This window comes from Saccharopolyspora hirsuta (genome assembly GCF_008630535.1).
GTDB lineage: Bacteria > Actinomycetota > Actinomycetes > Mycobacteriales > Pseudonocardiaceae > Saccharopolyspora > Saccharopolyspora hirsuta.
Genome location: NZ_VWPH01000027.1, coordinates 1 through 13,148, shown reverse-complemented (window position 1 = coordinate 13,148; position 13,148 = coordinate 1). Strand labels below are relative to the sequence as shown.

The 13,148-nt window shown below is 68.8% G+C and carries 18 protein-coding genes; 14 read left to right on the top strand and 4 right to left on the bottom strand.

Going from position 1 to position 13,148, the window contains the following annotated elements:
* Positions 1-211 precede the first annotated feature (211 nt).
* The 6 genes from F1721_RS34025 to F1721_RS34000 all read left to right on the top strand — a co-directional run bounded on the left by F1721_RS34025 (position 212) and on the right by F1721_RS34000 (position 4,394).
* Positions 212-976 (top strand): acetoacetate decarboxylase family protein, encoded by a 765-nt coding sequence (locus F1721_RS34025; protein ID WP_150070968.1) that lies wholly within the window; start codon positions 212-214, stop codon positions 974-976.
* Positions 973-1,734 (top strand): SDR family NAD(P)-dependent oxidoreductase, encoded by a 762-nt coding sequence (locus F1721_RS34020; RefSeq protein ID WP_150070967.1) that lies wholly within the window; start codon positions 973-975, stop codon positions 1,732-1,734. The genes F1721_RS34025 and F1721_RS34020 overlap by 4 nt, the downstream gene beginning before the upstream one ends.
* A gap of 88 nt (positions 1,735-1,822) precedes the next feature.
* A complete protein-coding gene (locus tag F1721_RS34015) occupies positions 1,823-2,557 on the top strand; it encodes an N-acyl homoserine lactonase family protein (RefSeq protein WP_150070966.1) in 735 nt (244 codons plus the stop codon).
* Between the two features lie 10 nt (positions 2,558-2,567).
* Positions 2,568-2,921 (top strand): hypothetical protein, encoded by a 354-nt coding sequence (locus F1721_RS34010; RefSeq protein WP_150070965.1) that lies wholly within the window; start codon positions 2,568-2,570, stop codon positions 2,919-2,921.
* Positions 2,918-3,655, top strand: a complete 738-nt coding sequence (locus F1721_RS34005; protein ID WP_150070964.1) for an SDR family NAD(P)-dependent oxidoreductase — start codon at positions 2,918-2,920, stop codon at positions 3,653-3,655. Before F1721_RS34010 ends, F1721_RS34005 begins: the two co-directional genes overlap by 4 nt.
* A 55-nt stretch (positions 3,656-3,710) precedes the next feature.
* Positions 3,711-4,394, top strand: coding sequence for a GntR family transcriptional regulator (locus F1721_RS34000; RefSeq protein WP_211840745.1), 684 nt, complete (start codon positions 3,711-3,713; stop codon positions 4,392-4,394).
* A gap of 14 nt (positions 4,395-4,408) precedes the next feature.
* Here the strand turns inward: F1721_RS34000 and F1721_RS33995 are convergent, their stop codons facing one another.
* The 3 genes from F1721_RS33995 to F1721_RS33985 are packed head-to-tail and all read right to left on the bottom strand — an operon-like array spanning position 4,409 to position 7,789.
* Positions 4,409-5,620: an alpha-hydroxy acid oxidase gene (locus F1721_RS33995; RefSeq protein ID WP_150070962.1), complete on the bottom strand. Its 1,212-nt coding sequence runs from the start codon at positions 5,618-5,620 to the stop codon at positions 4,409-4,411.
* Positions 5,617-6,462: a fumarylacetoacetate hydrolase family protein gene (locus F1721_RS33990; RefSeq protein WP_150070961.1), complete on the bottom strand. Its 846-nt coding sequence runs from the start codon at positions 6,460-6,462 to the stop codon at positions 5,617-5,619. The genes F1721_RS33995 and F1721_RS33990 overlap by 4 nt, the downstream gene beginning before the upstream one ends.
* A gap of 19 nt (positions 6,463-6,481) precedes the next feature.
* Positions 6,482-7,789 (bottom strand): MFS transporter, encoded by a 1,308-nt coding sequence (locus F1721_RS33985; RefSeq protein WP_150070960.1) that lies wholly within the window; start codon positions 7,787-7,789, stop codon positions 6,482-6,484.
* 424 nt (positions 7,790-8,213) lie between these two features.
* On the opposite strand from F1721_RS33985, the gene F1721_RS33980 reads away from it, so the two are divergent.
* The 5 genes from F1721_RS33980 (at position 8,214) to F1721_RS33960 (ending at position 11,209) form a co-directional block, all read left to right on the top strand.
* On the top strand, positions 8,214-8,810 hold the full coding sequence (locus tag F1721_RS33980; RefSeq protein ID WP_211840744.1) for a dTMP kinase: 597 nt from the start codon (positions 8,214-8,216) through the stop codon (positions 8,808-8,810).
* On the top strand, positions 8,807-9,520 hold the full coding sequence (locus tag F1721_RS33975) for a 7-cyano-7-deazaguanine synthase (RefSeq protein WP_150070959.1): 714 nt from the start codon (positions 8,807-8,809) through the stop codon (positions 9,518-9,520). The genes F1721_RS33980 and F1721_RS33975 overlap by 4 nt, the downstream gene beginning before the upstream one ends.
* A 20-nt stretch (positions 9,521-9,540) precedes the next feature.
* Positions 9,541-9,909 carry a nucleoside 2-deoxyribosyltransferase gene (locus F1721_RS33970; protein WP_211840743.1) on the top strand — a complete coding sequence of 123 codons (369 nt, stop codon included), beginning with the start codon at positions 9,541-9,543 and terminating at the stop codon, positions 9,907-9,909.
* 345 nt (positions 9,910-10,254) lie between these two features.
* Entirely contained in the window at positions 10,255-10,980 is a 726-nt protein-coding gene (locus tag F1721_RS33965; protein WP_211840742.1) for a sugar phosphate isomerase/epimerase family protein, read from the top strand.
* A complete protein-coding gene (locus tag F1721_RS33960; RefSeq protein WP_246155525.1) occupies positions 10,964-11,209 on the top strand; it encodes a beta/alpha barrel domain-containing protein in 246 nt (81 codons plus the stop codon). The genes F1721_RS33965 and F1721_RS33960 overlap by 17 nt, the downstream gene beginning before the upstream one ends.
* Here F1721_RS33960 and F1721_RS35490 read toward each other — a convergent pair.
* On the bottom strand, positions 11,187-11,315 hold the full coding sequence (locus F1721_RS35490; protein WP_281288846.1) for a hypothetical protein: 129 nt from the start codon (positions 11,313-11,315) through the stop codon (positions 11,187-11,189). The two genes, F1721_RS33960 and F1721_RS35490, sit on opposite strands and share 23 nt — an antisense overlap.
* A 301-nt stretch (positions 11,316-11,616) precedes the next feature.
* Between F1721_RS35490 and F1721_RS33955 the strand changes: the two genes are divergently transcribed.
* The 3 genes from F1721_RS33955 (at position 11,617) to F1721_RS33945 (ending at position 13,063) form a co-directional block, all read left to right on the top strand.
* Positions 11,617-11,865 carry a hypothetical protein gene (locus tag F1721_RS33955; protein WP_150070958.1) on the top strand — a complete coding sequence of 83 codons (249 nt, stop codon included), beginning with the start codon at positions 11,617-11,619 and terminating at the stop codon, positions 11,863-11,865.
* A gap of 19 nt (positions 11,866-11,884) precedes the next feature.
* Complete coding sequence (locus F1721_RS33950; RefSeq protein ID WP_150070957.1) at positions 11,885-12,385, top strand: hypothetical protein; 501 nt, start codon at positions 11,885-11,887, stop codon at positions 12,383-12,385.
* Between the two features lie 69 nt (positions 12,386-12,454).
* A complete protein-coding gene (locus tag F1721_RS33945; protein ID WP_150070956.1) occupies positions 12,455-13,063 on the top strand; it encodes a hypothetical protein in 609 nt (202 codons plus the stop codon).
* Positions 13,064-13,148: the final 85 nt, after the last annotated feature.

Below are 13,148 nucleotides of genomic sequence, written 5' to 3'. Positions count from 1 at the left end.
GGCGGCAGCAACGGCTCCACCCGCTGCCACAGACTGTCGGGAACCAACTTCTCAATCACCACATCAGCATGCCCACACTTGATCAACTACGGCCAGCAGACGCGCCGATCATTTTGAAACGAGTTGTAAATAGACCGAGCCGACGCGCTTGACAGGAGTTGCATCCTGCATGCAGGATGCTCGCAGTTGTTCCGATGAGGAGGCACTTGCGATGTTCGGTCGGTTCGACATGCATCCCGGTGGCGGCGTCAACCCGCCCTATTCCCCCGCGTATCCGCTGGAATGGGAGACCGGGATCCACACTCTCGAGGTGGTCACCAAGGTCGACCGCGGGAAACTGGAAAAGCTGCTCGCGGACACCGGGTTCGAGTTGGTCAACGACCGGGTGGCGTTCCGCTTCATGCTCTCGCCCGGGCATACCCTGTCCCTCCACCGCGGCCGCATGTTCGACCTCATGGTCACCGTCGCCGTCCGCTACCGCGACCTGTACACCCAGACCCACATCTACATGTACTGCAGCGATCCGATGGGCATCGTCGCGGGGCGCGAGCTGTTCGGATACACCAAAAAGGACTGCGACTTCGAGTTCTTCGAGGCCGAAGACGGCAGCGTCAGCGGCTCGGTCACCCGGCGGTCGATCCCCCTCGCCGCGTTCTCCTTCACGCCCGATGCGGCCGCGCCACTGGTCCTGCTCACCGACGACGACGAGCAGCCGGGCGGCGAGCTGCACGTGCGGCGGCTGCCGGAACCCGACGGCGTCGGGGTCGCCTATGCCGACGTCGTTTACCGGCGCACCCCGATCGAGAACTCGAAACCGGTGCGCGGGCGCGTTGACATGCAGCTGCTCCCCTCACGGTTCGACCCGCTCACCGAACTCCAGCCCGAGGTGCTCAGCGCACAGTTCATGAAGACACCGGTTTACGGTGGTGGTTTCGGCGTCGAAGACCGGCGGCTGATCGAACGGCGTGTGCCGTGACCGCAGCCGGGGCGGCGATCGTGACCGGCGGTGGCGGCGATATAGGCGCCGCGATCTGCCGGCGCCTCGGCCGGAATGGGTGGACGGTGATCGTGGTGGACCGCGACGGCGACGCGGCCGAGAAGGTCGCCGGATCGCTGGCCGCCGCCGGCTCCACGGCCGAGGCCCGCGAGGTCGACGTCACCGAGCGCACACAGGTCGAAGCGCTGGTCCGCGACGTCACGAGCCGGCACGGTGGACTCGGCGCGCTGGTCAACAACGTCGGCATCGAGGGCGCGATACAGCCGCTGACGTCCTATCCTGAGGACGTCTTCGAACGAGTTATGCGGATCAATGTGCACAGTGTCTTCCTGGGGCTCAGCGCAGCGCTCCGGGTGATGGTGGAGGCCGGGTCCGGCGTGATCGTCAACACCGCCTCGACCTCGGCGATCCGTGGCCGCGCGAACCTCGCGGGGTATATCGCAAGCAAACACGCGGTGCTCGGGCTGACGAAGGTCGCGGCGCTGGAAGTCGTCGGCACCGGGATCCGGGTCAACGCGGTGCTGCCCGGTCCCATCGAAACGAGGATGATCCGCGCGATCAACGAAGGCACCCAGGCGCTGTCAGGCGCCGACGGTGACGAGGTGAAGCGCGCCGTCGCGGTGCCGTACGGCACGGTCGACGACGTGGCGGCGGCCGTGTCCCACCTGCTTTCCGCGGACGCGCGGCACATCAACGGTGCCTCGGTCGTCGTGGACGGTGGGAGCACGGTCGCCTGAAATCCGACGAAACCGAATGGCATCAAGGAGGATGTCCATGCAGGCAACAACGCACGCGAAGCGGCTGTGGGCACTAGACGGGGCCAGGATGACCCTGGAGAACAGCCTACTGATCGTCGGCGGCACCGGGAGGCTCACCGTCCCGCTGCCGACGTTCCTCATCGAGCACGAACGTGGGCTTGTGCTCTTCGACACCGGCCTCGTTCCCGAAGCCGCGGACGACCCGCACTTGATCTACGGCGAACTGGTCGAGGAGGCCGGCATCGAGATGACGCCGGACCAGCGCATCGATCGCCAGCTGGCCACGATCGGGTTCCGGCCCGAGGACATCACGCATGTCATCCTGTCGCACACGCACCTCGACCACACCGGCGGGCTTTCGCTGTTCCCGCAAGCGAAGTTCTTCATCCAGCGCGGTGAACTCGGGTACGGCTACTGGCCCTACCCGGCCGCCGCGGCGTTCTTCCGGCAGGCCGACTTCGAGCCCATCCGCGCGATCGGCTGGCACGAGGTCGACGGCGACTTCGACCTGTTCGGCGACGGCAGCATCCGGATACTGGCCTGTCCCGGCCACACTCCGGGCAACGCCAGCCTGTTCGTTCAATTGAGTGATCGCTCGTTCATCATCGCCGGCGACACCGTGCACAGCACTCACGCGATCGAGGCCGAACTGCCCGCCTCGCCGGACGCGAACACCGAGCAGGCGATCTGGTCGATCCGCAAGATCAAGCGGCTGGCCGAGGCCTGGCAGGCGGATATCTGGGTGCCGCACGACCCGGATCAGTGGCCGGAGTTCGCGCATGCACCCGAATACTACTCGTGAGGTGTAGGCGATGATCCTCGTCGAGTACGCCTGTACCGAGTGCGCGAGCCGCCAAGAAAACTGGGCGGCTCACGAGATTCCCACGGCCACGACCTGCATTGCGTGCGGCGGCCGCGCACGGCGGAGGTTCGGCGGCACGCTGCTCGGGTCCGCGCCGGCGGTCCCCGCTCAGGGGGCCCCGTCGGCGCACAGCCACGGCACACCCGGCAGTTGCGTGCTGATGCCGACGGCGGCCCGAATGCTCGAGGCACGAATTCGTGGCGACCGGCGCGCGATCGACCGCGAGACGGCGCACCAACAGAAGGCGATCAGCGAAGGCAAGCTGAACCCGCATCGGCCGCCCGTCGTGGGACAACCGCAATGAGCGTCGAGAAAGTCGCGATCGTCACCGGAGGGGTGTCGGGCATCGGTGCCGCTGTGGCCGAGCGGCTGGTCGCGGACGGTACGACCGTCGTGGCCGCGGATCTCTCGGCCGAAGCGACCGAGCCTGCACCCGGGCCCGGCCTCCACCCCGTGCACGTCGATGTCACGGACGAGGCCCAGGTGGATGCGCTCGTGGCTGCCGTGGTGCGTACGTACGGCCGGCTCGACTGCCTCGTGCACTCGGCGGGGATCGGGCGGGTCGCGCCGTTTCTCGAGACCTCGGCCGAGCTGTTCGACCTCGTGGTTCGCACCAACCTGCGAGGCACGTTCCTCGCGGGGCGTGCGTGCGCTCGCGCGATGGCCGCGGCAGGTGGCGGCGTGATCGTCAACATCGGCAGCGTGTCCGGCCTGCGGGGCAATGCGGGCCGCACCGCCTACGGTGCGGCCAAGGGCGGCATCGTGACCATGACCTCGGTCATGGCAGTCGAGCTGGCCGAATACGGGATCCGGGTCAACGTCGTCGCGCCGGGCCCGATCGAGACTCCGCTCGCGGCGACGCAGCACGACTCGGACGTGCGCCGGGCGTGGGAAGATGCCGTGCCGATGAAGCGGTACGGCAGACCGGAGGAGGTGGCGAACGCGGTCGCCTACCTGTGCTCCGACGAGGCCGGGTACGTCACGGGTAGTGTCTTCGTCGTAGACGGCGGGTTCACCAGCGCGGGAATCTTGCCCTGAATCGCGGAAGCGCACTGTATGCTACATGCAAGACTCAGTGCAGGTGTTGGGAGAGGTGAACGTGGTCGACCGGGTTCCCCGGCCGAAATCGCTGACCGAGTTGGCGTACCAGGAACTGCGCGACGGGATCCTGGAAGGCGGTTTCGCGCCGGGGCGGCGGGTGAGCGTGGTGTCGCTCGCGGCGGAGATGGGCATGAGCCGGAGTCCGGTGCGGGCGGCGGTCGAGCGTCTCGCCACCGACGGTCTGATGACCCTCACCCCTGGCGGCGCGTTTGTGCCCACCGCTGGCCGGGGTGACCTGCTCGACGCGCTCGCCGTCCGCGCACCGCTCGAGGGGCTGGCGGCACGACTGGCCGCACCACAGCTGGCGGACAGCGACATCGACGTGCTCAGCAGCATTCATGCCGAGTTCGATGCGGCGGTGAAGCGGGGTGATACGCGCGTCGCGCGAAAGGCCGACTTCCAGTTCCACCAGCAGGTCCAAACCCACTGTGGCAACGAGTGCCTCGTCGAGCACCTGGAACGGGTGCAGGCCCGGGTCATCCTCGCGACCTACTCCACGGCGTGGAGCTCCGACCAGACCAAGGCGGTGCCCGAGCACGCGCTGATACTGGCCGCACTCTCCGCCCGCGACGGCGAGGCCGCGGGGCGCGCCGCCACGGTGCACCTGGAGAACCTGGCCGAGCGGGTACGCCGGGAGTGGCGGCGCCGCGACCGCGAGGAGTCGAGCACCGCCTGATCCGGCGCGACCCGTCAGCGCAACCGGACCTGGCCCGGCGTCAGCTCCTTCACCGACGCCGCGCCCAGCAGTTGCATCGTCTGCCGCACCTCGGCGGCGAGGATCTCCAGTACCCGGTGGACCCCGGCCTCCCCGCCGGCCATCAGCCCGTAGAGGTAGGCGCGGCCGACCAGGACCGCGGTCGCGCCCAGACACACCGCGGCCACCGCGTCGGCCCCGGACTGGACTCCGCCGTCGACGTATACCTCGGCGCGGTCGCCGACCGCGGCCACCACCGAGGGCAACTCTTCGAGCGGCACCGGGGCGCGGTCGAGCTGGCGCCCGCCGTGGTTGCTGACGACTACGGCGTCTGCACCGGCGTCGACAACGGCCTTGGCGTCCTCGGCCCGCTGAACCCCCTTCACGATCAGCTTGCCGGGCCAGGTCTCACGCAGCCACGCGACATCCTGGATCGTGGCGGACGGGTCGAACATGTGATTCGCGAGGTCCGCGACCGTGCCCTCCCAGCTGCTGAACGACGCGAACTGCAGCGGCTCGGTGGTTAGCAGGTTGAGCCACCAGTGCGGACGGAGCGCCCCGTCGAGGAACGTCCTGGCCGTCAGCGAAGGCGGGATGGTCATTCCATTGCGGACATCGCGCAGCCGTGACCCGGCGACCGGCGTGTCAACCGTGAGCACGACCGCCTCGTAGCCGGCGCGTTCCGCGGCGCGGACAAGGTCGATACTGCGGTCGCGGTCTCGCCACAGGTACAGCTGGAACCACCGGCGTGTCTGCGGCGCGGCGGCCGCCAGGTCGCCGGCCGAGGTCGTGCCCATCGTCGACAACGCGTAAGGCACGCCGGCGGCCGCCGCTGCTCTGGCGACGGCGACTTCCCCTTCGTGGTGCATCATGCGGGTGAACCCGGTCGGCGCAAGCGCTATCGGCAGGGCGGCGGACTGCCCGAGGATCGTGGCGGATGTGTCCACATTCGACACATCGTGCAGGACCGCGGGGCGGAATTCGATCCGGTCGAACGCCGCCCGGTTCCGCGCCATCGAGATCTCGGCTCCGGCACCCCCGTCGGTGTAGTCGAACACCGCACGGGGCGCGCGCCGCCGCGCGACGGCGCGCAGGTCGTCGACCGTCGCGGCGTTGGCGAGACGGCGCCGAGTCCCGTTGAGGGCAACGGGTTTAGGCCGCAGTAACGGGGCGAGGTCGGACCAGCGGGGAATCCTGCGGCCGCTCATTCCGCCTCCTCCACACACCGATGGGTCATGGTGCCGATCCCCTCGATCGTCGTGACGACGGTGTCGCCGGGTTTGAGATAGCGCGGGGGTTTGCGACCCATACCGACACCGTCCGGGGTGCCGGTGAAGATCACGTCTCCCGGGCTGAGCGGGCAGATCCACGACAGCGCCGAGACCAGCCGCGCCACCGGATGGATCATGAGCCTGGTCCGCCCCTCCTGCACCGTCTCGCCGTTGACCTGGCACGTCAGGCGCAGGTCGTCGGGGTCGTCGAACTCGTCGGCGGTCACCAGAGCCGGCCCTAGCGGGCCGTAGCCTGGGAACGACTTACCCAGCGAGAACTGGGGCGGCGACCCCTCCATCTGCACGGCTCGATCGGAGAAGTCCTGGCCGACCGTCAGGCCCGCGATGTGATCCCAGGCCTTCTCGGGGGCGACGCGATGAGCGGGCCTGCCGACGACGGCGACCAGCTCGACTTCCCAGTCCACCTGGTCGCCAGAGAGCACCAGGTCGCCACCGGGGCCGGCGATACTGCTGGGGAACTTGGTGAAGGTCAGCGGCCGCCCGGTCGCCGCGGCGAGACCGGTCTCCTCCGCGTGGCTGTGATAGTTCAGCCCGACCGCGAAAACCTGTGATGGCCGCGGTACCGGAGACAGCAGCGGTCCCACCGGCTCGCGGCCGCGGTCCGGTCGCGCCGTTTCGGCCCACGCGCGGAAGGCGTCCCATTCCCCGAACAGGGACTGGGGGTCGGGACCGAACCGGCCGAGGCTGGCGGTGGCGACGTCGGCCCGGCCGTCCAAGGTCTCGAGGACGGCGCGGCCGGCCACATTAAGCAGGCGCATTAAGGACTTTTCCCTTCTGTCAGGCAGTGATCAGGTCGGAATGGGCGGTCTCGCGGGCCGCCAGCGCCGCGACGAGTGAGACGATCGCCCCGGCGATGACGAAGAAGGCGGGTGCGGCCGGGTTACCGGACCACGAGATGAGGAACGTCGCGATCAGCGGGGCGGTCCCGCCGAGCAGGGTCACCGGGATGTTGAGGCTGAGCGAAAGGCCGGTGTAGCGCACCGGCGTCGGGAACAGCTCGGCGACCACGGCCAGCATCACCGCGGAGTGCGGGGCGAACGCGAGACCGAGTAGGCACAGTCCGAGGACGACGATGAGGAAGTCGGTGCTGCCGAGCATCAGGAACGCCGGGTAGGTGACGGTCGCGAGCGCCACGGTGCCGGCGATCATGAGGGGCTTGCGTCCCACCCGGTCACTCAGCCGCGCGAAGAACGGAATGAGCGCGCAGTAGAACGCCAGCCCGGCGAGGTTCGCGGCCTGGGCCTCGAACCGGCTGTGGCCGACCACCTGTCCGAGGTAAGTCGGGGTGTAGACAAACAGGATATAGATACAGATCGCCGGCGTGACGACCACGCCCATGCCGATCACCAGCGAGCGCCACTGCCGCCGGATGCCGGCGAGCAAGGGCGCCCGCTCGACATCGGCGTGCGCGCGGGCGGCCTCGAAGTGCGGCGTCTCGCCCAGGCGCATCCGCAGGTACAGGCCGATCAGCCCGAGCGGGACGCCGACCAGAAACGGCAGCCGCCATCCCCAGGAGCTCAAGGCCTGCTCGGACAGGCCCGCGGAAAGGATGGTGGCCACCCCGCCACCGGTGAACAGCGCGAGGCCGATCGTGAAGGTCTGCCAGCCCGTGTAGTACCCGCGTCTGCGGCTCGCGGAGTACTCCGAGATGAAGGAGGTCGCCCCGCCGTACTCGCCGCCGACGGAGATGCCCTGCACCATCCGCGCGAAGGTCAGGATCAGCGGCGCCGCGATGCCGATCTGGCCATAGGTGGGCAGGAGACCGATCACGGTGGTCGAGACGGCGATGAGGATCACGGACACCGCGAGCGGCGTGCGGCGGCCGTGCCTGTCGCCGAGGTGGGAAAAGATCAGCGCGCCGACGGGGCGCGCCGCATAGCTGACCGCGAACGCGGCAAAAGTCAGAAGCAGGCTGGCCGCGGTGTCACTACTGGGGAAGAACAACTTCGCAATGACAGTGGCGAAGTAGCCGTACACGACGAAGTCGTAGTACTCGATGAAGTTCCCGATGCAGGCAGCGGTAATCGCCTTGCGGCGCTGCACGGCGTTGATGGCTGACAGTGAGTCAGGGGCGCGCACGGTCATGGGCAACCTCCGTTGGTTGTCGCGCTCGATCGGAGATATCCTGCATGCAGGATGCAGCCATGTCAATCAGCAGGGCGCTTCCAGGCGGATCTAGCAGCGGTTACGACCTCCTGTGACAGTTCGCGGCGCCGAGCCGATGCATGCAGGTGGGCGCCCCCTGGTGCGGTTCCGAAGTCAAGGACGCCAAGGAGCTGAAGGCCCTCGTCGACGAAGGTCACCAGGCAACGGCAGCGTCGCGACGAGTTCGGCTCCTCCTCGGCGAACCCGCCGCACGCTGACCTTGTCGCCGGCCGAGCCGATCCGCCACCGTACGAGGCCGCCCGCGGTGTGCTGATCACCGTCGAAGGAATCTGGGGCGGCGGAAAGACCACGACCGCCACCGCGCAGGGCGGCACGGCTGACCGCCGCGGGGTTCTCGACGCGTGTGCTGCACTACGGCCCCCGCCATGGCGTCGTCGAACGCCTGTCGGACATGCTCGACACAGCTCCGCTGCGCCGGCGCGAGGGTCTTCGCGGCTACGTCGCAGCGCACCACGCCACGGTCGACGTCCTGCTGCGGTTGTGTCGGGAGTCCTACAACCACCGGGTCCTCTACCGGCCGGCACTGGCCGAGCACGACGTCGTGGTCATCGACCACGGCGTGTACTCCAAGCTCGCCTACGCCCTGGCGGTGTTGACCGAGCAACACCCCGACGTGGACCCGACGCTGCTGCTGGAACAGGTTCGGGCGGTCGCGGCCCCGTGGTTCCTGCAACCAGATGTCGCGCTGTGGCTGGACATTCCCTGGCCGCTGGCCCGCGAACGCGCCATCGCCCGAGGCCACGGCGGCGGCAACCCCGGCTCGGTGGAACGGCTGTTGTTCCTGCCTCGCTACAGCCACGCCTACCGGCTGCTCGCCGACGCCCTCCCCGGCCGCATCCAGCGGATCCGGGTCGGCACCCGGACCACGCCGAGCGTGTTGGCCGAGATCGACGAACTGCTCGCGCCCGTGTTGCCCATCCAGACAGGAGCGTTGCGATGACCGAGAACCGGATCCCCGAGGTCCTGCTGTTCTCCGCTGGGTTGGACTCCTATCCCGCCTGGCACTATCTCGGCCGCCCGCCGGGTCTGTACTTCGACCTCGGGCACCGCTACGCCAGCCAGGAACGCGCCGCCATCGCCGCGCTCTCCGACGCCGCCGGCATCGAGGTCGAGATCAGCGACGAACTCCGGCTCGGGGCGTGGGAGGCCGGGGACGCGATCATCCCGCTGCGCAACGTGCACCTGGCGATGCTCGCCGCCAACCGCGCGGAAATGGTGTGGTGCATCGGCGTCAAAGGCGACCACACCCTCGACAAGAGCCGTGAGGCGTTCGCCGACATGGGCCGGTTCATCGCCCGCTTCTCGCAGCAACCGACCCGAGTCGACAGCCCGTTCTGGGACATGACCAAGACCGAGATCATCGCGTGGTACCTCGCGCAGAACCTGCCGGTCGAGCACCTGCTGCTGACGTTCTCCTGCAGCCGCACCGATGGCAGCACAGTGCACTGTGGCCGGTGTCCCAGTTGCCTGCGCCGCTGGACGTCCCTGGTCAACAACGGCGTCGAGGCCGAGTTCGAGCAGCAGCCCTGGACCTGGGATCGGGTCCAGGAGTTCTACATCCCGGCCATGCGCGAGGGCCGATACCCCGACCACCGGGCTCATGAGTTCTTCGCCGCGCTGGCCACCATCGGCGCGGCGGTCGCGAGCTGACCACCCCTACCGACCCTCGATTGAGGAGCATTCCCATGAAGGCATATATCGCCGCACCGCTGTTCTGCGACGCGGAGAAAGGTTTCAACCTCCACGTCGACGCCGCGGTACGCGCCCTCGGCCCCGACACCTTTCTGCCCCAGCGCGACGGCGGCGAAGCCGCCCCGCTGGTCCGCCAGGGCCTGGACGAGGACACCATCCGACGCCGGCTCTACGAGCTGGACTGCACCGCGATCGCCGAATGCGCGATCTTCGTGTTCATCCTCGACGGCCGCGTCCCCGACGAGGGCGGCTGCGTGGAACTGGGGATGGCCGCGCCCGCGGTGCGCACTGCTTCGGCCTGCAGACCGATTCGCGCCGCTTCGGCGGCACCGACTCCAACAACCTGATGATCGATTACTCACTCAACGGCGGCATCGCCCGCTCGATCGACGAGCTCAGCGCCCTCCTGCGCGCCCACCTCGACGCGCTCACGCCCGTCCCCTGACCAAGCCCTCCATTCCACCACCGATTCGACAAGGAGCCGTCATGCCCCTGGGCGTCAACCTCTGCTTCGCCGTCAAGCGGATGCCGGAACCGGAACGCTGGGCCGCGTTCGTCCGCGAAGACCTCGGCCTCGACCGGGTGCAGTTCACCTTCGACCTGCTCGGCCCCTGGTGGCCCGATGAGCAGCGCGCCCGGCTGGCCCGCCGGGTTCGCGACGCCGCCGCGGCCCACGGCCTGATCATCGACTCGTGCTTTGTCGGGCTGGCGCACTACGTGCCCAGCGGTCTGCTCGACCCGGACGCCGACGCCCTGCCGCCGCCCTCACCTGGTGGCAGCGCGCCATCGACCTCACCGCCGAACTCGGCGCTCCGGCCGTCGGCGGCCCGATGGGCACGATCAGCGAGACCGACGCCGCCGATCCCGACCGCCGAGCCGACCGCCAGGACGAACTCGTCGACCACCTCGAACGACTCGCCCGCCACGCCACTGACGTCGGAGTGCGCGAGCTGCTGGTCGAGCCGACCCCGATCCTGCGGGAGTACCCGGCCTACATCGACCACTGCCAGACCCTGCTGAACACATTGCGCGGGCGCGGGGTCGACAACGTGGGACTCACACTGGACACCGGACACGCGCTGTTCCAGCGGCTCCACGGCGCCGACGCCGGGATCGAGAGCTGGATCCACAACCTCGGTCCGCGCATCCGGCAGATCCACCTGGACAGCACCGACGGCCACGGCGACCCGCACTGGGGCTGGCCGCACCCGCAGGGCACCTTCGACGTCGGCGCGCTCGCGACCTGCCTGGCCGACAACAACCTGGCCGACATCTCGGTGATCCTGGAGGTCTACCCGCGGTTCGAGGACGACTCCACCGAGGTGCTGAAGCTGATCGCCAGCTCCGTCGAGCACTGCCGCGCCCACTTTCCCGTTTCCACCGCCACCCAGGTGGTCCGCAATGCTGCCGCTGGCTGACCTGTACCCGCGCGACCGGCTCGCGGTGGAGGTGTCGCTGTGGTCGGCCGACCTGGCCAATCTCGGCGTGGAGGTCGCCCGGCTGGCCCCCTACGCCGACGTCTTCCACATCGATGCCTCCGACACCCGCTTCGTGCCCAGCCCGCTGTTCTTCCCCAACCTAGTTGGTCTGCCCAGAGTCTGGTTGACACCGGGGCTGACTGTTTTCAGGCCGCTGTTGCGGTCGTGACGAGGCCGTCGATGTCGTCGATCAGCTCGTCACCGACCTGATCGAGCTGCCGACGAGCAGACCGCAGGTGTCGGTACTGGCCGTCATCGGCGGCAACGTCGAGCATTACGACAGCCCCGGCGAGTACCGCAGCCAAAACCCGGATAGCTGAGATGCCCTCGCAGTACCGCATCACGCGCTCGGGAACGTTGGATATGAGTCGGCAGGAACAGTGTGAGGCCGAGGCGCAGATCATGGCCGTGATGCACGAGCGCGGCCTGCGCACCCAACGTTACGACCACGCAGGGCCCGCGGGGATCATTTGCCCCTGCCGGCTGGTCCAGCGCTCGTGCCCAGGCCAGCCCAAGCGCCGACGCCCTGATCTTCCACTGGCCGACCAGTCGCTGTGCCCGGTCGGAGAGCGGGCGATGACCGGGATGGACCACCATGACGCGTGGTACCGCGACGGCGAGCTCGTGGCCGTGGCGCACTACCCGTACCGCATCTCGGCCCCCTCGCTGCGCGTGGTCTTGCCCGCGTGCGAGGAGCTGGGGATCTCCATGGCCATCGACTCCCGCTATGCCCTCCACGCGCCAGGTCTGACCACCGGGGTCATCTTCACCCGCATCGGCCTGCACGACGTTCTCTCCCCACCCCGCCCGCAGCACAGCCGCTGACCACGCAGAAAGGGACCCCGTGCTGGCCGTCGACGTCACTTCGTTTCTGCCCGACCCGGATTCCCGCTCGGACCAGGCGCTGCGGGCCTGTCTCGATCAGTCGTGGACGATCTCCCGGGCGGCCCTGGACCGCAACGGGAACGAGCTGATGGCCATCGCCGACGGGCGCATCGCCGGGGTATGGACCATCACCACCACCCACCGCGATACCGAGTCCAACACGGTGACCTTCGAGCTCGGCGAAGCGCCGCAGTGGGACTGGGCCATCGGACGCACCGCACCCCGCAGCCGCAGCCTCGGCCGGGCCAGCTGGCTGCGCTCGGTCCCCCAGATCTACGTCACCGACCTCTGGGATCAACAACCCGCGGTGTCCGAAGCCAAGCAGGGCTGGACGTTGGATGTCGCCGCGGACGGGCGCAGCGCAATCGTGCGTGGCCCCAGCCCACACCTGCAGATCGTCTCGCTCGCCGACGGAACCGCCACACTGGCACTGCCCGAATCGCCACGGCAGGAATCCTGAGCGGCTCGCCCGCCGCGATGCCAACCCCGCACGCCAGGAGCAGGTAGAACAGGGCCGATGCATGGACTGATGGTCGCCGACCTCTCGAGCCAGGGGCAGGCCCGTCTGCGGGGCGTGGTGATGAGCATGCTGCACAGCTCGCTACGCACCCCCGCCAAGGACGAGATGGTGCTCATCCACCTGTTCGCCCGGCTCGGCACCGACGACGAGCCCCGCACCGCGGTCTACGTGGTCGACCAACCGCTCGGTCTGCGCGACGACGACCTCGACCTCGACTATGCCGCCCAGCGGGCCCTGGCCGAGCTGGTCCTGGCCGATCACGATCCCCGCGGGGTTGCCCGCGCCGACCAGCGCTGGCGCACCGTGGATCCCAACCGTCAGGCCGGATACCTCGGCAGCGGCGTCCGCATCACCACCCGCGACCCGCACATCGGCTCGATGCACGAGTTCTGCCTCAACGACGGCACCGCCATCTGGATCATGGTCGACCAAACCGGCGCACTGACCACCGCCGCCGCGAGCAACCCCTACTCCGTCGGCGACAAGACCTTCCCCGGCAGCGACGTGCCCCTCGACGATCAAGACCCCTACCTGCTCGCCCGCCGCATCGTCGGCGCGCTCACTGGAACCAACCAGCCTTACAGCTGGTTTCATAATGAAGTCGGCAGCTTGCGGTAGCAGACGAGGACGCAGGCCAGGTGCATGAGGCCAAGGTGGATGTCGGCTCGGCGTTCCCAGCGGATCCGTAGACGCTTGAACTGGT

Excerpts from the sequence above, each read along its gene's own strand:
- F1721_RS34025 (WP_150070968.1), top strand. The coding sequence starts at position 212 with ATGTTCGGTCGGTTCGACATGCATCCCGGTGGCGGCGTCAACCCGCCC.
- F1721_RS34015 (WP_150070966.1), top strand. The coding sequence starts at position 1,823 with ATGACCCTGGAGAACAGCCTACTGATCGTCGGCGGCACCGGGAGGCTC.
- F1721_RS34010 (WP_150070965.1), top strand. The coding sequence starts at position 2,568 with ATGATCCTCGTCGAGTACGCCTGTACCGAGTGCGCGAGCCGCCAAGAA.
- F1721_RS34005 (WP_150070964.1), top strand. The coding sequence starts at position 2,918 with ATGAGCGTCGAGAAAGTCGCGATCGTCACCGGAGGGGTGTCGGGCATC.
- F1721_RS33995 (WP_150070962.1), bottom strand. The coding sequence starts at position 5,620 with ATGAGCGGCCGCAGGATTCCCCGCTGGTCCGACCTCGCCCCGTTACTG.
- F1721_RS33990 (WP_150070961.1), bottom strand. The coding sequence starts at position 6,462 with ATGCGCCTGCTTAATGTGGCCGGCCGCGCCGTCCTCGAGACCTTGGAC.
- F1721_RS33985 (WP_150070960.1), bottom strand. The coding sequence starts at position 7,789 with ATGACCGTGCGCGCCCCTGACTCACTGTCAGCCATCAACGCCGTGCAG.
- F1721_RS33975 (WP_150070959.1), top strand. The coding sequence starts at position 8,807 with ATGACCGAGAACCGGATCCCCGAGGTCCTGCTGTTCTCCGCTGGGTTG.
- F1721_RS33960 (WP_246155525.1), top strand. The coding sequence starts at position 10,964 with ATGCTGCCGCTGGCTGACCTGTACCCGCGCGACCGGCTCGCGGTGGAG.
- F1721_RS35490 (WP_281288846.1), bottom strand. The coding sequence starts at position 11,315 with ATGCTCGACGTTGCCGCCGATGACGGCCAGTACCGACACCTGCGGTCT.
- F1721_RS33955 (WP_150070958.1), top strand. The coding sequence starts at position 11,617 with ATGACCGGGATGGACCACCATGACGCGTGGTACCGCGACGGCGAGCTC.
- F1721_RS33945 (WP_150070956.1), top strand. The coding sequence starts at position 12,455 with ATGGTCGCCGACCTCTCGAGCCAGGGGCAGGCCCGTCTGCGGGGCGTG.